Source organism: Streptomyces sp. NPDC002054 (assembly GCF_040296685.1).
In the GTDB taxonomy this organism is placed as follows: domain Bacteria; phylum Actinomycetota; class Actinomycetes; order Streptomycetales; family Streptomycetaceae; genus Streptomyces.
Genome location: NZ_JBEOXT010000038.1, coordinates 55499 through 73041, shown reverse-complemented (window position 1 = coordinate 73041; position 17543 = coordinate 55499). Strand labels below are relative to the sequence as shown.

The window sequence follows — 17543 nt, the reverse complement described above, 5'->3', positions numbered from 1 at the left end:
TGCGAGACCTTGATCAGCGGTAGTTCACGAACTGGATCGCGAAGTCCAGGTCCTTGCCCTTGAGGAGGGCCTGCACGGCCTGCAGGTCGTCCCGGCTCTTGGAGCTGACCCGGAGCTCGTCGCCCTGGACCTGGGCCTTGACGCCCTTGGGACCCTCGTCACGGATGATCTTCGCGACCTTCTTGGCGTTCTCCTGGGAGATGCCCTCCTCGATCGAGGCGAAGATCTTGTACTCCTTGCCGGACAGCTGCGGCTCGCCGGCGTCCAGCGCCTTCAGGGAGATCCCGCGCTTGACCAGCTTGGTCTCGAAGACGTCGAGGACGGCCTTGACCCGCTCCTCGGAGTTCGCCTCCATCAGGATCTTCTCGCCGGACCAGGCGATGGTGGCGCCGGTGCCCTTGAAGTCGTAGCGCTGCGAGAGCTCCTTGGCGGCCTGGTTGAGGGCGTTGTCGACCTCCTGCCGCTCGACCTTCGAGACGATGTCGAAACTGGAGTCGGCCATGTGCTGTGGCTCCTTGAAGTCGGCTGCAATGTGCTCGGGGGACGCGGACCGGACATCCCCGCTCCGCACCGCAAAGCCTAGCCACCGCGCCCGCCACAAGTGCTGATCAATCCGGTGGCGAAGCACCCTCCGGCATCGGGTATCGTTTACGTCGTTGCCAGAGAGCACCGTCGACAGGCGGAATCCCCGGCGACATCCCATGGCGGTGTGCCCGAGTGGCCAATGGGAGCGGACTGTAAATCCGTCGGCTTAGCCTACCCAGGTTCGAATCCTGGCGCCGCCACGCGATGTGAGACCCCCGTGCAGTGCGCGGGGGTCTTCTCGCATGCGAACAGTGCGTGCGGGCCGGCCACGGGCCAGGCGGCAGTCGCTTTACGGGGCGCGCTCGTAGGTGACGGTGGTGGTGGGGCATGCCTCTGCGAGCTGGGTCAGGGCTTCCTGCTCGGCGATGTCGAGGGTGAGGCCCCAGCGGAGCTTGGTCGCGGTCCATTCCGACAGGTACCGGCAGGTGACCTCGGTGGCCGGCGGCAGCCATTCTGCGGGGTCCTGGTCGGCCTTGCTGCGGTTCGAGGCTGCTGATACGGCGACGAGGGAGCGTTCGCTGCCGAGGTCGTTCGCGTATGCCTCACGCCGCTCCGCGGTCCACTGGGAGGCCCCGGAGTCCCAGGCTTCCGCGAGCGGCACCATGTGGTCGACGTCCAGGGCGGAAGCGGAGGTGATCCACTTGGCGTCGTAGTAGCTCCACCACATTCCGCCGGAGAGTTTGCAGCCGGGGAGGATCTGCGGAATCTGCGTCGCCTCCGAGAGCAGTACCTCTGCTCTCGTGTTGCAGCCGTCGGAGGGGATCTGCCCGGCGTTCCAGTGCTTGAACGAGGTGCGTTGGTACCCCTCGCGGGACTCGGCGGCGAGGGGGACCGCCTTCACCGCCTGGGCGAGGGGGAGGGTTTCGACGGCGTGCGCCGGAGTGGCCGTCGTGAGGGGCAGGACGGCGAGTGCTGCTGCCGAAACAGCGCGCATGAGGTTCTTGATCACGAGAAGCAGGGTGGGTGGCCCGCCACTCGATCGAGTGCATTGACTCGAACAACTGCGCCAAATAGACGCGCCAGTTCACCAGTGGCGGCGGCGCGTATCGTCCCCGGCACACGGTCGTTGTCCACGCGTGAAGTGGACTTCTGATGCGCGAGGCAAAGTGGGCGGCGGGGTGCTGGCGGCCCTGTTGGCCGCCGGGGTGCCGGCTCTGGTCGGGGCCGCGTTGCACACCGACGAGGGCGAGCCCTATAGGGAGACCCGGCTGTACTTCGGGATGCAGCGGCCCGGCGGGGGAGAGATCGGCAGGCCCGAGTTCATGCGGTTCCTCGACCGGGAGGTCACCCCGGCCTTCCCGGAGGGGCTCACCCTGCAGGACGGGTACGGGCAGTGGCGGGGCGCCGACGGCCGGATCGTGCGGGAGACCTCCTACGAGCTGATCCTGCTGTACCCGGAGAAGGCCGCCGACGAGCGGGACCCCCGCATCGAGCGGATCCGGCGTGCCTACCAGGACGAGTTTCGGCAGGACTCCGTCGGCCGGTCCGACGACCCGGTGACCGTGGACTGGTGAACGTGGACGGGTGACCGCGGACTTCTGACCCGCGGGGCCGGTCGGTCAGTTGCCGGCCACGTCCTTCACCGCGACCTCCACCGGAGTGGTGCCCTCGACCAGTTCCAGGGTCAGGCCCGCCGTCGCCGGGGTGTCGGTGAGTTCGGCCAGAACCGCGGCGACGTCGTCGCGCGAGACCGGGCCCGGGCCGGTGTGTGCCTCGAGGCGGATGCGGCCGGTGCCCGGCTCGTCGGTCAGGGAACCCGGGCGCAGGATCGTCCACTCCAGGCCGAGCCGGGTGCGGAGGTGGTCGTCCGCCTCGCCCTTCGCGCGCAGGTAGACGTCGAAGACCTCGTCGCCGGGGTGGTGGGAGTCGGCGCCCATCGAAGAGACCATCAGGAACCGCCGCACCCCGGCCCGTTCGGCCGCGTCCGCGAACAGCACGGCCGCGCCCCGGTCCACCGTGTCCTTGCGTGCGGTCCCGCTGCCCGGGCCCGCGCCCGCGGCGAACACGGCCGTCTCCGCGCCCTGCAGGATGCCGGCGACGTGTTCCACGGAGGCGGACTCCAGGTCGCACAGCACCGGTTCGGCGCCGGCCTCCCGCAGGTCGTTGCCCTGCGCCGGATCGCGGATGATGCCCGCGACCTCGTACCCGCGCGCGGTGAGCAGCCGCTCCAGCCGCAGCGCGATCTGACCGTGTCCACCAGCGATGACGATGCGCATGCCCCGACCGTACGACGAGCCGCCCGTGCGCGCCCGCGCACGCTCAGGGCCCCGGCTCCATACGGCCCTGCCGGGGGAGGTCCAGGGCCACCGCCACCGCCGAGTCGCAGTACTCCCGGACGGCGCTGGTCCGGGCCACCACCCGGCCCCGGTGGATCACGATCCGGCTGTAGGCCAGGGACAGGACCCCCGCGATCCCGTCCCCGCGTACGGCCAGCAGTTCCGCCGGGAAGCCGGCCTCCACCCGGATCTCGGGCAGGGCCATCGCCGACCGGGCTGCCGCGCTGACCGTCTCGTACGCCTCGGCCGGCCGCAGTCCGCCCTGGGAGGCGAGCAGGTAGGCCGCTTCCAGCGGGTCGCCGCGGCCGACCGGGTTTCCCGCGTCGCGCAGGGCCCCGCTGCCGGCCGCGACCCGCACCCCGGCGGCGCGCAGCAGCCGGACCGGAGCGGTGCGCAGGCTCCGGCGTTCCAGGGCCGCGCAGTCGCCCTGCGGCAGGCAGGTGACCCGTACGCCGGCCGCGGCCAGCCGGTCGGCGGTGCGGGTCGCCACGTCGAGGGGGAGGCGGGAGAGGCCGCCGCAGGGGCCGATGGTGACCCCGGGGCGCAGGCCCCCCGCCATGGCCGCCAGGCGGGCCAGCCGGGCCGGATCGTCCCCGTCGGTGTGCAGGTCCACCGGGCAGCCGTGCTCGGCCGCCAGCTCCAGTACGGCCTCGGTGAAGCCGGTCGGGTCCGGGTCCAGGTCGGGGCAGCCGCCGATCACCGCGGCGCCCATCTTCACCGCGTCCCGGAGCATGGCCAGCCCGTCCGCCCCCGCCACTCCCGTCAACAGCCGGGGCACCGCCACGGCCGTCAGGTCGGTCAGGCCGCGCAGCGAGCGGCGGGCCTGGAGGACCGCCTCCATCGGCGCGAGTCCGTGGACGTCGCCGATCCGGACGTGGGAGCGGACGGCGGTGGCGCCGTGGCCGAGCTGGAGCAGGGCCGCCTCGGTGGCCCGGCGTTGCACCTCGTCGGTGGTGTACGGCACGGGGCCTTCGGTGTCGGCGGTGAGCGCGGTGTCCCCGTGGGCATGCGGCTCCGCGGGGGCGGGCAGCAGCAGATAGCCACTCAGATCGACCCGGGAGGGCCCGGGGCCGGGCAGGCTGCCCGCGGTGCCGACGGCCTGGATGCGGCCGGCGCCGAGCCGGACGTCCACCGTCCGGCCGTCCGTGAGGCGGGCTCCGGTGAGCAGCAGGGTGGTCGCTTCGGCGGCGGATCCGTGCGCGGCACCGTGTCCGTGTGCGTGGCTGTCGGGCATCGCGCTCCTGCGGTGGCTCGGGCGGTTCCTGAGCCATGGCCGAGGCCACGGCCCAAGATCACGCAGCGTGCTCAGAGCCTAGGGCGCCGGGCTGCCCGCTTCACGGAAGAGCCGAATAGTCGTACCGGTGTCGCGCCTTGGCGCCACGCCCGCCCCAGGAGACCCTCGGGACACCCCGGACCTGCGGCGAAACCTGTGCGGGAGGTCCTTCAGGCAAAGGATTTGGGCGATCGGCGGGAGGCCGTGTAATGTCTTCCCTGCTCGCCCCAATAGCTCAGTCGGTAGAGCGTCTCCATGGTAAGGAGAAGGTCTGCGGTTCGATTCCGCATTGGGGCTCTGGTGAGAGAGGTTCCCCACCCTCGGGTGGGGAAGTGATCACATCAAAGCGGCGTAGCTCAGTCGGTAGAGCAAGCGGCTCATAATCGCTGTGTCACCGGTTCAAGTCCGGTCGCCGCTACACACAGTAGCCGATTGCGGGGTCGGTCTCCCGATCGGCTACTCTTTTATGCGTTCATCCGTCCATTAGTCCGTCCAAGGAGCACTCACGTGGCTGCCACCGACGTCCGCCCGAAGATCACGCTGGCCTGCGTGGAGTGCAAGGAGCGGAACTACATCACCAAGAAGAACCGGCGTAACAACCCGGATCGCATGGAGATGAAGAAGCACTGCCCGCGCTGCAACTCGCACACCGCGCACCGCGAGACCCGCTAGTCACTGGCGAAGTCTCGAATACAGGCACCGTCATGAGGTCGTCCCCTTCCGGGGGGACGGCCTCGTGTCGTTTCCGAAAGTGCCGCCCTTGTGTCGTTCTCAACAGGAGGTAGTGAGCCATGGCGCTCGACCAGTCCTTCGTGGGGCGGACCTATCCGCCCACCGATCCGTACGAGGTCGGCCGGGAGAAGATCCGGGAATTCGCCGAATCGGTGGGCGACGCCAATCCTGCCTACACGGATCCCGATGTCGCCAAGGCGCTCGGCCACCTGGATGTGATCGCCCCTCCGACCTTCGTGTTCGCCATCACCTTCAAGGCGGCGGGCCAGGTCATCGCGGACCCGCAGCTCGGTCTGGACTACAGCCGCGTGGTGCACGGGGACCAGAAGTTCGTCTACTCCCGCCCGGTGCGCGCCGGTGACCGGCTGTCCGTCACCTCCACCATCGAGGCGATCAAGTCCCTGGCGGGCAACGACATCCTCGACATCCGTGGCGAGGTTCACGACGAGACCGGCGAGCACGTGGTGACGGCCTGGACGAAGCTCGTTTCCCGCGCCGCCGAGGAGGCCTGAGATGACCGCACAGATCCGTTTCGCGGACGTCGAGGTCGGCACCGAGCTGCCGGCCGGGTCCTTCCCCGTGACGCGCGCCACCCTCGTCCAGTACGCGGGTGCCTCCGGCGACTTCAACCCGATCCACTGGAACGAGAAGTTCGCCAAGGAGGTCGGCCTGCCCGACGTCATCGCGCACGGCATGTTCACCATGGCCGAGGCGATCCGGGTGGTCACCGACTGGGCGGGCGACCCGGGCGCGGTCGTCGAGTACGGGGTGCGGTTCACCAAGCCGGTCGTGGTCCCCAACGACGACGAGGGTGCGCTGATCGAGGTCAGTGCCAAGGTCGCGGCGCTGCTGGAAGACAACCGGGTGCGGGTGGACCTGACGGCGATGAGCGCCGGCCAGAAGGTCCTCGGCATGTCCCGGGCCGTGGTGCAGCTGGCCTGACGGCCTGACCTGCGGCTTTCCACCGATCCCACCGAAGCGGCGTCCCGCCCGGCATCCGTCCGGCGTGCGGCGCCGCTTTTTCCGTTGACGTAGTTAGTGATTGAGTACTAACTTATTGCCATGGCAAGGATGAGCGCAGACGAGCGGCGCGAGAGCGTCATCCGTGCGGCGACGCACGAGTTCGCCCGCGGCGGGTACCACGGCACCTCCACCGAGGCGATCGCCAAGCGGGTCGGTGTCTCGCAGCCGTACCTGTTCCGGCTCTTCCCCAACAAGCAAGCGATCTTCGACGCGGCGGCCTCCCGCTGCCTGGCCGACACCCGCCGGGTCTTCGCCGAGGCCGCCGAGGGCCTGCACGGCGAGGAGGCCCTGCGGGCCATGGCCGACGCATACACCCGGCTGATCGCCGAGGACCCCGACAAGCTCCAGATGCAGCTCCAGACGTACGTGGCCGTCGCGGCGGCCGAGGCGGCGGGTGACCGCGAGTTCGGCGAGCTCGTCCGGGCCGGCTGGCTGGAGCTCTGGGACACCGTCCACCTGCCCCTCGGTGCCGACGTGAAGGAGACCACGACCTTCATGGCCTACGGCATGCTCATCAACACCCTCGGCGCCATGGGCTTCCCGCCCGGGCACCGGGTCTGGGAGGGCCTCTACCCCTCGGCCCAGGACAAGGGCGACCCGGAAGAGTAGGCGCTCCCTGTGCTCCTGCGGCGCATTCTTCTGTGCACGAAAGTTAGTCAGCAATAACTAACATCCTCAGGGGGAATCGTGACCACCCAGCAAGACGCCAAGCTCCGCGGACCAGCCATCTGGGCGCTCGTCCTCACCGGCGCCGCCAGCTTCATGGCCGCCCTCGACAACCTCGTCGTCACCACCGCCCTCCCCGCCATCCGCGCGGACCTCGGCGGAAAGCTGGAAGACCTCGAATGGACGGTGAACGCCTACACCCTCACCTTCGCCGTCCTCCTCATGTTCGGGGCCGCCCTCGGGGACCGCTTCGGCCGCCGCCGGCTCTTCATCGCCGGACTCGCGATCTTCACCGGCGCCTCCGCCGCAGCTGCGCTCTCGCCCGGCGTCGACGCGCTGATCGCCGCCCGCGCCGTCCAGGGCCTCGGCGCCGCGATCATGATGCCGCTCACCCTCACCCTGCTCACCGCAGCCGTCCCCGCCGCCCGCCGCGGCATGGCCCTCGGTATCTACGGAGCCGTCGGCGGCGTAGCCGTCGCCAGCGGCCCGCTCATCGGCGGCAGCCTCACCGAGCACACCTCCTGGCAGTGGATCTTCTGGCTGAACGTCCCGATAGGCCTGGCCCTGATCCCGCTCGCCCGCCTGCGCCTCGCCGAGTCCACCGCCCCCGGGGCCCGCCTGGACATCCCCGGCACCCTGCTCATCAGCGGAGGCCTCTTCGGCATCGTCTACGGCCTGGTCAACGCCCACGCCCACGGCTGGACCAGCGCGCCCGTCCTGACCGGCCTGATCGCCGGCAGCGCCCTCGTCGGCGGCTTCGTCCTCCACGGTTTCCGCAACCGCAACGCCATGCTCCCCATGCGCCTCTTCCGCAACCGCGGCTTCTTCGGCATCAACGTCGCCAGCCTGCTGATGTACCTCGGCATGTTCGGCTCGATCTTCCTGCTGAGCCAGTTCATGCAGGGCGTGCTCGGCTACTCGCCCACCGAGGCCGGCCTGCGCCTCCTGCCCTGGACCGCCATGCCCATGGTCGTCGCCCCGATCGCCGGCATCCTCTCCGACCGCATCGGCGGGCGTCCGGTGGTCGCCGCCGGCCTCGCCTTCCAGGCCGCCGGCCTGGCCTGGTTCGCCGGAGTCCTCAGCGCCAACGTCTCCTACGCCGCCCAGCTGCCCGCCCTGATCCTCAGCGGCATCGGCATGGCGCTGTACTTCGCCCCCGCCGCCAACGTGCTGATGTCCACCGTCAGCCCCGCCGAGCAGGGCATTGCCTCCGGGGCCAACAACGCCCTCCGGGAGGTCGGCGGCGCCCTCGGCGTTGCGGTCCTGGCCTCGGTCTTCTCCGCCACTGGCGGCTACGAGACCCCGCAGGCCTTCACCGACGGCACCGTCCCCGCCGTGTGGATCGGCGCGGCAGCGGTCGGCGTCGCCGCCCTGCTCGCCCTGCTGATCCCCGGCCGCCGCACGAGCACCGACCGTCCCGCAGCCGATCAGCCCGCGGCCGACCGGTCCACCGCCCACAGCACCGTCAAGATCCCCGCCTGACACTGACACTGACACTGACCCTGACACGGAAGGAATACGACCATGCCCGACATCCCGTGGATCACCCCCACCGCTCCCGCTCCCGACGCCGAGGTCTACGTCATGGCCTCCCGTTTCGAGACCGAGACCCTGTTCGGCGCGATCAAGTTCTTCCTCAAGTCGCCCGGCATCATCCGGCAGATCCGCTCCGCCCCCGGAGCCCACGGCGCCGGCCTCCGGGCCCGGGTCGGCTCCCGCACCTTCCTGACCCTCTCCGCCTGGCAGGACCGCGACGCCCTCTACCGCTTCGCCCGCAGCGAGCCGCACCGCACCAGCTCCCGCGCGGCTGCCGCGTACATGAGGGAATCCGCCTTCACCTTCTGGTCCGCGAAGGCCTCCGACCTCCCCCTGACCTGGGAAGAAGCCGAGCGTCGGCTCGCCGAACAGAAGTCGGCCCACTGATCGCCGGGAGCATGCCCGGACACTGCGGTCCGTGGCCCAGCCGGGAAGCCGGGGCCACGGACCGTACTCTTGTCCACGTGCAGGAACTCCACGACGCCCCCCTCGCCCCGCTGACCACCTTCCGCCTCGGCGGCCCCGCGACCCGCCTGGTCACCGCGACCAGCGACGACGAGGTCGTCGCTGCCGTCCGCGCCGCGGACCGCAGCGGCACCCCCCTCCTGGTCATCGGCGGCGGCAGCAACCTGGTCATCGGCGACCGGGGCTTCGACGGCACCGCCCTGCGCATCGCCACCACCGGCTTCGACCTCAAGGGCACCACCCTGGAGCTCGCCGCCGGCGAGAACTGGAGCGACGCCGTCGCCCGCACCGTGGACGCCGGACTCGCGGGCATCGAATGCCTCGCCGGAATCCCCGGCTCCGCCGGTGCCACCCCGATCCAGAACGTCGGCGCGTACGGCCAGGAAGTCTCCAGCACCATCACCGAGGTGGTCGCCTACGACCGCACCCATGGCGAAACGGTCACCCTCAGCAACGCCGAGTGCGCCTTCTCGTACCGCCACAGCACCTTCAAGGACCAGCCCGACCGGTACGTCGTCCTCCGCGTCCGCTTCGCCCTGGAGGACGCCGGCGGCCTCTCCGCGCCGATCAAGTACCCCGAGACCGCCCGCGCCCTCGGCGTCGAGGCCGGCGACCGGGTCCCGGCCGCCACCGCCCGCGAAACCGTCCTGCGGCTGCGGTCCGGCAAGGGCATGGTCCTCGACCCCGCCGACCACGACACCTGGTCCGCTGGCTCCTTCTTCACCAACCCGATCCTGACCGACGGGGCGTACGCCGACTTCCTCGCCCGGGTCCAGGAGCGGCTCGGCGCCGAGACCGTCCCCCCGGCCTACCCGGCCGGCGAGGGCCGTACGAAGACCAGCGCGGCCTGGCTGATCGACAAGGCCGGCTTCACCAAGGGCTACGGCACCGGCCCCGCCCGGATCTCCACCAAGCACACCCTGGCCCTCACCAACCGCGGCCAAGCCACCACCGAGGACCTGCTCGCCCTCGCCCGCGAGGTCGTCGCCGGCGTCCATGCCGCCTTCGGCGTCACCCTGGTCAACGAGCCGGTGACGGTCGGCGTCAGCATCTGAATGCGGTGTCCCCTGCACGGGGCCGGTACGGACCCCACCCGCCTGGTGGGACGCTCGATCCGCAGAATCGTCGCGTCCTGGCACGTCTATGACGGCGAACGCTCCGAGGCCCCCCTCGACATCTGGCTGATCGACAGCGAGGGGGAGTCCACCCGGATCAGCACCGGCTCCGACTGGTGCCTGATCGTGGAATGCGCCGAACCCCACGAGCCGTACGACATGGGCGAGTGGGGCCGGATCGAAGTCGGCGAGGACCTCGGCGAGCACCCGTTCCTGCGCCATCTGGGGGACATCGTCACCGCCGTCGCCGAGTTCGCCGACCCGACGACCGGCCGGACCCTGCTGGAGGTCGGCTTCGCCGACGGCGACCGGGTCCGCGCCGACTGCTGGCAAGGCGACCTGCGCCTCACCCGCTGAGCGTCCGCCCGGGCTCCCAGCCAGGCCTCAGCCGGCCAGCCAGTGGTCGATTCCGCCGAGCAGCTTCGCCTGTACGTCCTCCGGCGCCGCCGAACCGCGCACCGACTGCCGGGCCAGCTCGGCGAGCTCCGCGTCCGTGAACCCGTGGTACCGGCGGGCGATCTCGTACTGTGCCGCCAGCCGCGACCCGAACAGCAGCGGATCGTCGGCGCCCAGCGCCATCGGCACCCCGGCATCGAAGAGCGTGCGGAGCGGCACGTCCTCCGGCTTCTCGTAGACCCCCAGCGCCACATTGGAGGCCGGGCAGACCTCGCAGGTGATCTGCCGGTCCGCGAGCCGTTGCAGCAGCCGCGGGTCCTCGGCCGCCCGGACACCGTGCCCGATCCGGGCCGCGTGCAGATCGTCCAGGCAGTCCCGGACGGAGGACGGCCCGGTCAGCTCCCCGCCGTGCGGGGCCGCGAGCAGCCCGCCCTCGCGCGCGATGGCGAAGGCCCGGTCGAAATCGCGGGCCATGCCGCGCCGCTCGTCGTTGGAGAGCCCGAAGCCCACCACCCCGCGGTCGGCGTAGCGGACCGCGAGCCGGGCCAGGGTGCGGGCGTCCAGCGGGTGCTTCATCCGGTTCGCGGCGATCAGCACCCGCATGCCGAGACCGGTGTCCCGCGATGCGGTCTCCACCGCGTCCAGGATGATCTCGACGGCCGGAATCAGCCCGCCCAGCAGCGGCGCGTACGAGGTGGGGTCGACCTGGATCTCCAGCCAGCCGCCGCCGTCCCGGACGTCCTCCTCGGCGGCCTCGCGGACCAGCCGCCGGATGTCGTCCGGCTCCCGCAGACACGATCGCGCCGCGTCGTACAGCCGCTGGAAGCGGAACCAGCCGCGCTCGTCGGTGGCGCGCAGCTTGGGCGGCTCCCCGGCGGTCAGTGCGTCGGGCAGCCGTACGCCGTACTTGTCGGCGAGCTCCAGCAGGGTCGACGGGCGCATCGACCCGGTGAAGTGCAGGTGCAGATGGGCTTTCGGCAGAAGCGTGAGATCGCGTACGTGCTCCATCCGGTGATCCTGCCGCACACATCACCCGTTCGGCAGCCCATTACCTGAACGAGACCTTGCCCGAACATGAATCCAGGGCCCTGGAAACGCCGGAGCGGCGGCGCCCCCACAGGGGTGCCGCCGCTCCGGACCGGGCCGCGGGCCGCTCTAGGCCTTGGCCTCGGCCAGCAGCTTCTGGATCCGGGACACGCCCTCCACCAGGTCCTCGTCGCCCAGGGCGTACGACAGACGCAGGTAGCCGGGGGTGCCGAAGGCCTCGCCCGGGACCACGGCGACCTCGACCTCGTCCAGGATCAGGGAGGCGAGCTCGGCGGAGGAGGCCGGGCGCTTGCCGCGGATCTCCTTGCCCAGCAGGGCCTTGACCGACGGGTACGCGTAGAAGGCGCCCTCGGGGGTCGGGCAGACCACGCCGTCGATCTCGTTCAGCATCCGGACCATGGTCTGGCGGCGGCGGTCGAAGGCCGTCCGCATCTCCGCCACGGCGTCCAGGTTGCCCGAGACGGCGGCCAGCGCGGCGATCTGCGCCACGTTGGAGACGTTGGAGGTGGCGTGCGACTGCAGGTTGGTCGCGGCCTTGATGACGTCCTTCGGGCCGATGACCCATCCGACCCGCCAGCCGGTCATCGCGTACGTCTTGGCGACGCCGTTGACGATGATGCAGCGGTCGGCCAGCGCGGGCACCAGCACCGGCAGCGAGGTGAACTTCACGTCGCCGTAGACCAGGTGCTCGTAGATCTCGTCGGTCAGCACCCACAGGCCGTGCTCGGCGGCCCACTCGCCGATGGCACGGGCGTCTTCCTCGCTGTAGACCGCACCGGTCGGGTTCGAGGGGGAGACGAACAGGACGACCTTGGTGCGCTCGGTGCGCGCGGCCTCGAGCTGCTCGACGGAGACCCGGTAGCCGGTGGTCTCGTCGGCGACGACCTCGACCGGGACACCGCCGGCGAGCTGGATGGACTCGGGGTAGGTGGTCCAGTACGGGGCCGGGACGATGACCTCGTCGCCCGGGTCGAGGATGGAGGCGAAGGCGTTGTAGATCGCCTGCTTGCCGCCGTTGGTGACCAGGACCTGGGCCGGGTCGACCTGGTACCCGGAGTCGCGCAGGGTCTTCTCGGCGATGGCCTTCTTCAGCTCCGGGAGGCCGCCGGCCGGCGTGTAGCGGTGGAACCTCGGGTCGCGGCAGGCCTCGACCGCGGCCTCGACGATGTAGTCGGGAGTCGGGAAGTCGGGCTCACCGGCCCCGAAGCCGATCACCGGGCGCCCGGCGGCCTTGAGGGCCTTGGCCTTGGCGTCCACGGCGAGCGTGGCGGACTCGGAGATGGCGCCGATACGGGCGGATACCCGGCGCTCGGAGGAAGGCGTTGCAGAGGTCATGCGGCCAATCGTCCCAGACGGAAATCCGCTGCGGCACCCCGTTCCAGAGAGCGGACGGAAAGCCTCCGTAGCGTTTCCGAACGGTCTCCGAACGGTCTCCGAGCCGACTCGGGAGCGGCTCCGGACCGGCTCCGTGAGCTCTCCAGGGCGTCTTTGGCCCAGCCGCTGATCCACCCGTGATCCACTCCTTGATCCACCCCGTGATCCAACCTGTTCGACGTCGGGCCTCGGAACACGTACACTCACCTGTCGTTGGACCTCAGCAGCCGCTTCGGATCGCGTGTACTCCGTGCACCCGCTCGGATGCGGTAGGTTGGGGGACGCAAAGGGTCGTAGCTCAATTGGTAGAGCACTGGTCTCCAAAACCAGCGGTTGGGGGTTCGAGTCCCTCCGGCCCTGCTCCACACTCCCTCGCCGGATGTGTGCGCAGGTACGTACTTCGATGCACCGCCGTGCGGCTCAACCGGGCGCGGCACGGCCATGACCCGGATTCAGGTGAGAGACGTGACGGACGCCCTGGGCTCCATCGACATGCCTGATGCCGAGGATGAGACCCGCGAGAAGAAGGCCCGCAAGGGCGGCAAGCGCGGAAAGAAGGGCCCTCTGGGCCGTCTCGCGCTGTTCTACCGCCAGGTCGTTGCGGAGCTCCGCAAGGTCGTTTGGCCGACTCGCAGCCAGCTGACGACGTACACCACCGTGGTGATTGTCTTCGTGCTCATCATGATCGGTCTGGTGACCGTGATTGACTATGGGTTCCAGGAAGCCATCAAGTTCGTCTTCGGCTGATCCCCGCGGAGGGCGGCGCCTTGATGGGTGCCGCCCGTTTTCGCATGTTCCACCCATTTTTGTATCCAGGAAGAAGCCGCCACCGTGTCTGACCCGAACCTGAACGTGAGCCCCGACTCCGTCGAGTCCGTCGAGGACGAGCTCGACATCGTCGAGGCGGCGGACGCTGTGGACCCCGACGAGGTCGAGATCGCCGACGCCGAGGCGGGCGAGCCGGCCGAGGAATCCGCGCTGCACATCGAGGACGAGGCCGACGCCGACGAGCTCGAGGCTGACGACGTCGACGCCGATGAGGCCGACGAGACCGAGACCGAGGTCGCTGCCGAGGCCGAGGTCGAGGCCGAGGAGGCTCCGGAGGAGCCGGCCGAGCCCGTCGACCCGATCCAGGCCCTGCGTGACGAGCTCCGCGTGCTCCCCGGCGAGTGGTACGTCATCCACACCTATGCGGGCTACGAGAAGCGCGTGAAGGCCAACCTGGAGCAGCGCGCCGTCTCGCTGAACGTCGAGGAGTTCATCTACCAGGCCGAGGTGCCCGAGGAAGAGATCGTCCAGATCAAGAACGGCGAGCGCAAGAACGTCCGGCAGAACAAGCTGCCCGGTTACGTTCTCGTCCGCATGGATCTGACGAACGAGTCCTGGGGCGTCGTCCGCAACACCCCCGGCGTCACCGGCTTCGTGGGCAACGCCTACGACCCGTACCCGCTGACCCTGGACGAGATCGTCAAGATGCTCGCTCCGGAGGCCAAGGAGAAGGCCGAGAAGGCTGCCGCCGAGGCGGCCGGTCTCCCGGCGCCCGCCGTCAAGCGCACCATCGAGGTCCTGGACTTCGAGGTCGGCGACTCGGTCACCGTCACCGACGGCCCGTTCGCCACGCTGCAGGCGACCATCAACGAGATCAACCCCGACTCGAAGAAGGTCAAGGGCCTCGTCGAGATCTTCGGCCGCGAGACCCCGGTCGAGCTGAGCTTCGACCAGATCCAGAAGAACTGATCTTCTGGCACACCGTCTTCCGGACAGGTCAGGCCGGCCCCTCAGGGGCGGTCTGACCTGCTCGGTTTTCAGCCCCGCACCGATACCCGTTATCGTGGTGCGGTATGCCTCCATCCGGATGACCGGTTGGCGGCTGGAAAACTCTCACTAGGACCCGGAGAGAGCAATGCCTCCCAAGAAGAAGAAGGTCACGGGGCTTATCAAGCTCCAGATCAAGGCCGGTGCGGCCAACCCGGCTCCGCCGGTCGGCCCCGCGCTCGGTCAGCACGGCGTCAACATCATGGAGTTCTGCAAGGCCTACAACGCCGCGACCGAGTCGCAGCGTGGCATGGTCGTGCCGGTGGAGATCACGGTCTACGAGGACCGCACCTTCACCTTCATCACCAAGACTCCGCCGGCCGCGCGCCTCATCCTGAAGCACGCGGGCGTGGAGAAGGGCTCCGGCGAGCCCCACAAGACCAAGGTCGCCAAGCTCACGGCTGCCCAGGTCAAGGAGATCGCCGAGCTGAAGATGCCCGACCTGAACGCCAACGACATCGACGCCGCCGTGAAGATCATTTCCGGCACCGCGCGCTCGATGGGCATCACCGTCGAAGGCTGATCCAGCCCCCTTTCAGCACCACCAGTGGTAGGACCAAGCGCTGGTCCGCACCACGACTCCACGCCTGAAGAAACAACACAGGAGCAGAAGTGAAGCGCAGCAAGACTCTCCGCGCTGCGGACGCCAAGGTCGACCGGGAGAAGCAGTACGCCCCGCTCGAGGCCGTCCGTCTCGCCAAGGAGACCTCGTCCGTCAAGTTCGATGCGACCGTCGAGGTTGCCTTCCGCCTGGGTGTCGACCCGCGCAAGGCCGACCAGATGGTCCGCGGCACCGTGAACCTCCCGCACGGCACCGGCAAGACCGCCCGGGTCCTGGTCTTCGCGACCGGTGACCGTGCTGCGGCCGCGGAAGCCGCCGGCGCCGACATTGTCGGCGACGACGAGCTGATCAACGAGATCGCCAAGGGCAACCGCCTGAACGAGTTCGACGCCGTTGTGGCCACCCCGGACCTCATGGGCAAGGTCGGCCGCCTCGGCCGCGTGCTCGGTCCCCGTGGCCTCATGCCGAACCCGAAGACCGGCACCGTCACGATGGACGTCGCGAAGGCTGTCACCGAGATCAAGGGTGGCAAGATCGAGTTCCGCGTCGACAAGCACTCGAACCTGCACTTCATCATCGGCAAGGTCTCCTTCTCCGATGAGCAGCTGGTCGAGAACTACGGCGCGGCCCTGGACGAGATCCTTCGTCTGAAGCCGTCCGCCGCGAAGGGCCGCTACGTCAAGAAGGCCGCCCTGAGCACCACCATGGGCCCCGGCATCCAGCTGGACCCGAACCGCACCCGCAACCTCCTCGTCGAGGAGGACCCGGCCGCGGTCTGATCAGGCCGAGCCTGACGGCTCCCTGATGAGTGGCTGAACTCGGGCCCCTCGCACCCCTTCCAGGGTGCGAGGGGCCCGTTTTCGTACTTCGGTACGAAAATCCCCGGCACGCGGCGCTGAAAGACGTACAGTCGTTTCTGCATAAAAGATCACACGGGGTGGGGGAAGCATGATCATGAACCGGAAGACGATCAGGACGGCCGGGGCGGTACTGGCAGGCGTCCTGCTGGTGGGCGGGGCCACCGCATGCGGTCAGACCAAGGCGGGGGACAAGGCGGGGGACAAGGCCGGCGGGGGCAACGGCGGTGCGGTCACCGAGGTCGCGCCGGCCGCGTACCTGGAGAAGGTGCAGAAGACGTCCGAGGAGCTCACCTCGTTCCGCTACACCATGTCCGGCACCACCGCGGGCCAGCAGGTCAACGGTGAGGTCTCCATGCGGATGAAGCCCACGCTGGGCATGGCCATGAAGATGGCCAACCCGGAGAAGCCGGGCGAGAACGTGGAGATCCGTCTGGTCGACAGCGCCATGTACATGGGGGCCGAGGGCCAGTGGCTGAAGTTCGACCTGAAGAGCCTGGACGCGAAGGCGGGCAAGTCGCTGGACTCCCTGGCCAAGGGCGGCACCAGCAGGGCCGAGAACCCGGGTGACCGGGCCAATGAGCTGCTCGCGGCCAAGGACCTGAAGAAGGCCGGCGAGGAGACCATCGACGGCCAGAAGACCACGCACCTGGTCGGCACGGTCACGCTGGAGCAGATGAAGGCGGCAGCCGCCTCGGCCGCTCCGGAGGTCAAGGAGCGCCGGGAGAAGTCCGTCAAGACGCTGGAGACCCAGGGCATCAAGAGCATGACCATGGACATGTGGATCGGCGACAACGACCGGCCCAAGCAGTTCCGCATGCGCGGCGACGGCGCCCAGGGCCCGGTCGACGTGACGATCAAGTTCACGGACTACAACCAGCCGGTCGAGATCACGGCCCCGCCGGCCGACCAGGTCGTCGACCTGGCGGAGCTCGCCAAGGACCGCAAGAACGCGGCCTGACTGGCCTGACCTGCAGTTCTGCCCGATTTGCTTGTTATCCGCACCATCCCGTAAGCTTCCACAGAAGCCAAAGACCGCTGGTCGTTGCCGTGTCCGCAAGGGGACGGCGGCCGAAGGATCCGTTGAATACGGACGACCCGCGCAGGTGACTGTGGAAAGTTCCCGGATTTTTTCGGTTGAGCTACGCCCCGTGCGCCTGCGCCGGGGCGTTTCGTTTTGTTCAGCCCCTTCTGAGCGGTCCTCATCACCCGGAAGGAGGCCGACGCTCTATGGCAAGGCCCGACAAGGCTGCCGCGGTAGCCGAGCTTGAGGACCAGTTCCGCAGCTCGAACGCCGTCGTGCTGACCGAGTACCGGGGTCTCACCGTGGCGCAGCTCAAGACGCTGCGTCGTTCGCTCGGTGAGAACGCCCAGTACGCCGTGGTGAAGAACACGCTGACCAAGATTGCGGCCAACCAGGCCGGGATCGCCTCGCTGGACGACCAGTTCTCTGGTCCGACCGGGGCCGCCTTCATCACCGGTGACCCGGTGGAGTCGGCGAAGGCTCTGCGTGACTTCGCCAAGGACAACCCGAACCTCGTCATCAAGGGCGGTGTCCTTGATGGCAAGGCGCTGACCGCCGACGAGATCAAGAAGCTCGCGGACCTCGAGTCCCGCGAGGTTCTGCTCAGCAAGCTGGCCGGCGCGTTCAAGGGCAAGCAGTCCCAGGCTGCCTCGCTCTTCCAGGCGCTGCCGTCGAAGTTCGTCCGCACTGCGGAAGCGCTTCGCGTCAAGCTCGCCGAGCAGGGCGGTGCCGAGTAATTCGGCTCGCGCATTGATCCGCGCCGCCTAGAGCGCGGGTCGTAGCGGGCCGTCAGTACG

At 69.4% G+C, this 17543-nt stretch carries 21 protein-coding genes and 4 tRNA genes; 19 read left to right on the top strand and 6 right to left on the bottom strand.

What is annotated here, in order from left to right:
* Positions 1 to 13 precede the first annotated feature (13 nt).
* The gene (locus ABT123_RS30005; protein WP_150209206.1) at positions 14 to 502 is read right to left on the bottom strand and encodes a YajQ family cyclic di-GMP-binding protein; all 489 of its coding nucleotides are present in this window, start codon (positions 500 to 502) and stop codon (positions 14 to 16) included.
* Positions 503 to 703: 201 nt separating this feature from the next.
* On the opposite strand from ABT123_RS30005, the gene ABT123_RS30000 reads away from it, so the two are divergent.
* Positions 704 to 785, top strand: a tRNA-Tyr gene (locus ABT123_RS30000).
* An 89-nt stretch (positions 786 to 874) separates the two neighbouring features.
* Here ABT123_RS30000 and ABT123_RS29995 read toward each other — a convergent pair.
* Positions 875 to 1534, bottom strand: a complete 660-nt coding sequence (locus ABT123_RS29995) for an HNH endonuclease family protein (protein WP_351320328.1) — start codon at positions 1532 to 1534, stop codon at positions 875 to 877.
* Between the two features lie 127 nt (positions 1535 to 1661).
* Between ABT123_RS29995 and ABT123_RS29990 the strand changes: the two genes are divergently transcribed.
* Complete coding sequence (locus ABT123_RS29990; RefSeq protein WP_351320326.1) at positions 1662 to 2099, top strand: DUF3574 domain-containing protein; 438 nt, start codon at positions 1662 to 1664, stop codon at positions 2097 to 2099.
* A gap of 45 nt (positions 2100 to 2144) precedes the next feature.
* Here ABT123_RS29990 and ABT123_RS29985 read toward each other — a convergent pair whose 3' ends face one another.
* Positions 2145 to 2801, bottom strand: a complete 657-nt coding sequence (locus tag ABT123_RS29985; RefSeq protein WP_351320324.1) for an SDR family oxidoreductase — start codon at positions 2799 to 2801, stop codon at positions 2145 to 2147.
* 43 nt (positions 2802 to 2844) lie between these two features.
* Entirely contained in the window at positions 2845 to 4095 is a 1251-nt protein-coding gene (locus tag ABT123_RS29980; RefSeq protein ID WP_351320321.1) for an amidohydrolase family protein, read from the bottom strand.
* A gap of 263 nt (positions 4096 to 4358) precedes the next feature.
* Between ABT123_RS29980 and ABT123_RS29975 the strand changes: the two genes are divergently transcribed.
* The 10 genes from ABT123_RS29975 to ABT123_RS29930 all read left to right on the top strand — a co-directional run bounded on the left by ABT123_RS29975 (position 4359) and on the right by ABT123_RS29930 (position 10028).
* Positions 4359 to 4431: transfer RNA gene (locus tag ABT123_RS29975), tRNA-Thr, on the top strand.
* A 48-nt stretch (positions 4432 to 4479) separates the two neighbouring features.
* A tRNA-Met gene (locus ABT123_RS29970) sits at positions 4480 to 4552 on the top strand.
* Between the two features lie 89 nt (positions 4553 to 4641).
* Positions 4642 to 4806 (top strand): 50S ribosomal protein L33, encoded by a 165-nt coding sequence (gene rpmG, locus ABT123_RS29965; protein ID WP_007265873.1) that lies wholly within the window; start codon positions 4642 to 4644, stop codon positions 4804 to 4806.
* A gap of 119 nt (positions 4807 to 4925) precedes the next feature.
* Entirely contained in the window at positions 4926 to 5378 is a 453-nt protein-coding gene (locus tag ABT123_RS29960) for an FAS1-like dehydratase domain-containing protein (protein WP_351320319.1), read from the top strand.
* Position 5379: 1 nt separating this feature from the next.
* Positions 5380 to 5808, top strand: a complete 429-nt coding sequence (locus ABT123_RS29955; RefSeq protein WP_351320317.1) for a MaoC family dehydratase — start codon at positions 5380 to 5382, stop codon at positions 5806 to 5808.
* A 120-nt stretch (positions 5809 to 5928) separates the two neighbouring features.
* On the top strand, positions 5929 to 6498 hold the full coding sequence (locus tag ABT123_RS29950) for a TetR/AcrR family transcriptional regulator (protein WP_351320315.1): 570 nt from the start codon (positions 5929 to 5931) through the stop codon (positions 6496 to 6498).
* A gap of 78 nt (positions 6499 to 6576) precedes the next feature.
* Positions 6577 to 8037, top strand: a complete 1461-nt coding sequence (locus ABT123_RS29945) for an MFS transporter (RefSeq protein WP_351320312.1) — start codon at positions 6577 to 6579, stop codon at positions 8035 to 8037.
* Between the two features lie 42 nt (positions 8038 to 8079).
* Complete coding sequence (locus ABT123_RS29940) at positions 8080 to 8478, top strand: DUF3291 domain-containing protein (protein WP_351320310.1); 399 nt, start codon at positions 8080 to 8082, stop codon at positions 8476 to 8478.
* 77 nt (positions 8479 to 8555) lie between these two features.
* Positions 8556 to 9611 (top strand): UDP-N-acetylmuramate dehydrogenase, encoded by a 1056-nt coding sequence (locus ABT123_RS29935; protein ID WP_502971091.1) that lies wholly within the window; start codon positions 8556 to 8558, stop codon positions 9609 to 9611.
* Between the two features lie 45 nt (positions 9612 to 9656).
* A complete protein-coding gene (locus ABT123_RS29930; RefSeq protein ID WP_351320306.1) occupies positions 9657 to 10028 on the top strand; it encodes a hypothetical protein in 372 nt (123 codons plus the stop codon).
* A 27-nt stretch (positions 10029 to 10055) separates the two neighbouring features.
* On the opposite strand, the gene ABT123_RS29925 is transcribed toward ABT123_RS29930, so the two are convergent.
* Positions 10056 to 11075, bottom strand: coding sequence for an adenosine deaminase (locus tag ABT123_RS29925; protein ID WP_351320304.1), 1020 nt, complete (start codon positions 11073 to 11075; stop codon positions 10056 to 10058).
* A gap of 147 nt (positions 11076 to 11222) precedes the next feature.
* Positions 11223 to 12449: a pyridoxal phosphate-dependent aminotransferase gene (locus ABT123_RS29920; protein WP_351320302.1), complete on the bottom strand. Its 1227-nt coding sequence runs from the start codon at positions 12447 to 12449 to the stop codon at positions 11223 to 11225.
* A gap of 326 nt (positions 12450 to 12775) precedes the next feature.
* On the opposite strand from ABT123_RS29920, the gene ABT123_RS29915 reads away from it, so the two are divergent.
* From ABT123_RS29915 to rplJ, 7 genes are all read left to right on the top strand, one after another.
* Positions 12776 to 12848, top strand: a tRNA-Trp gene (locus tag ABT123_RS29915).
* A 105-nt stretch (positions 12849 to 12953) separates the two neighbouring features.
* Positions 12954 to 13235 carry a preprotein translocase subunit SecE gene (gene secE, locus ABT123_RS29910; RefSeq protein ID WP_150212225.1) on the top strand — a complete coding sequence of 94 codons (282 nt, stop codon included), beginning with the start codon at positions 12954 to 12956 and terminating at the stop codon, positions 13233 to 13235.
* Between the two features lie 84 nt (positions 13236 to 13319).
* The gene (gene nusG, locus ABT123_RS29905) at positions 13320 to 14225 is read left to right on the top strand and encodes a transcription termination/antitermination protein NusG (protein ID WP_351320300.1); all 906 of its coding nucleotides are present in this window, start codon (positions 13320 to 13322) and stop codon (positions 14223 to 14225) included.
* Positions 14226 to 14391: 166 nt separating this feature from the next.
* Positions 14392 to 14826 carry a 50S ribosomal protein L11 gene (gene rplK / locus ABT123_RS29900; RefSeq protein ID WP_351320298.1) on the top strand — a complete coding sequence of 145 codons (435 nt, stop codon included), beginning with the start codon at positions 14392 to 14394 and terminating at the stop codon, positions 14824 to 14826.
* Between the two features lie 89 nt (positions 14827 to 14915).
* Positions 14916 to 15644, top strand: a complete 729-nt coding sequence (rplA, locus tag ABT123_RS29895) for a 50S ribosomal protein L1 (protein ID WP_351320296.1) — start codon at positions 14916 to 14918, stop codon at positions 15642 to 15644.
* A 175-nt stretch (positions 15645 to 15819) separates the two neighbouring features.
* The gene (locus ABT123_RS29890; RefSeq protein ID WP_351320294.1) at positions 15820 to 16683 is read left to right on the top strand and encodes an SCO4651 family lipoprotein; all 864 of its coding nucleotides are present in this window, start codon (positions 15820 to 15822) and stop codon (positions 16681 to 16683) included.
* Between the two features lie 269 nt (positions 16684 to 16952).
* On the top strand, positions 16953 to 17483 hold the full coding sequence (gene rplJ, locus ABT123_RS29885; RefSeq protein ID WP_150209223.1) for a 50S ribosomal protein L10: 531 nt from the start codon (positions 16953 to 16955) through the stop codon (positions 17481 to 17483).
* Positions 17484 to 17543 lie beyond the last annotated feature (60 nt).

Excerpts from the sequence above, each read along its gene's own strand:
- ABT123_RS30005 (WP_150209206.1), bottom strand. The coding sequence starts at position 502 with ATGGCCGACTCCAGTTTCGACATCGTCTCGAAGGTCGAGCGGCAGGAG.
- ABT123_RS29985 (WP_351320324.1), bottom strand. The coding sequence starts at position 2,801 with ATGCGCATCGTCATCGCTGGTGGACACGGTCAGATCGCGCTGCGGCTG.
- ABT123_RS29980 (WP_351320321.1), bottom strand. The coding sequence starts at position 4,095 with ATGCCCGACAGCCACGCACACGGACACGGTGCCGCGCACGGATCCGCC.
- ABT123_RS29960 (WP_351320319.1), top strand. The coding sequence starts at position 4,926 with ATGGCGCTCGACCAGTCCTTCGTGGGGCGGACCTATCCGCCCACCGAT.
- ABT123_RS29955 (WP_351320317.1), top strand. The coding sequence starts at position 5,380 with ATGACCGCACAGATCCGTTTCGCGGACGTCGAGGTCGGCACCGAGCTG.
- ABT123_RS29950 (WP_351320315.1), top strand. The coding sequence starts at position 5,929 with ATGGCAAGGATGAGCGCAGACGAGCGGCGCGAGAGCGTCATCCGTGCG.
- ABT123_RS29940 (WP_351320310.1), top strand. The coding sequence starts at position 8,080 with ATGCCCGACATCCCGTGGATCACCCCCACCGCTCCCGCTCCCGACGCC.
- ABT123_RS29925 (WP_351320304.1), bottom strand. The coding sequence starts at position 11,075 with ATGGAGCACGTACGCGATCTCACGCTTCTGCCGAAAGCCCATCTGCAC.
- ABT123_RS29920 (WP_351320302.1), bottom strand. The coding sequence starts at position 12,449 with ATGACCTCTGCAACGCCTTCCTCCGAGCGCCGGGTATCCGCCCGTATC.
- rplK (WP_351320298.1), top strand. The coding sequence starts at position 14,392 with ATGCCTCCCAAGAAGAAGAAGGTCACGGGGCTTATCAAGCTCCAGATC.
- ABT123_RS29890 (WP_351320294.1), top strand. The coding sequence starts at position 15,820 with ATGAACCGGAAGACGATCAGGACGGCCGGGGCGGTACTGGCAGGCGTC.
- rplJ (WP_150209223.1), top strand. The coding sequence starts at position 16,953 with ATGGCAAGGCCCGACAAGGCTGCCGCGGTAGCCGAGCTTGAGGACCAG.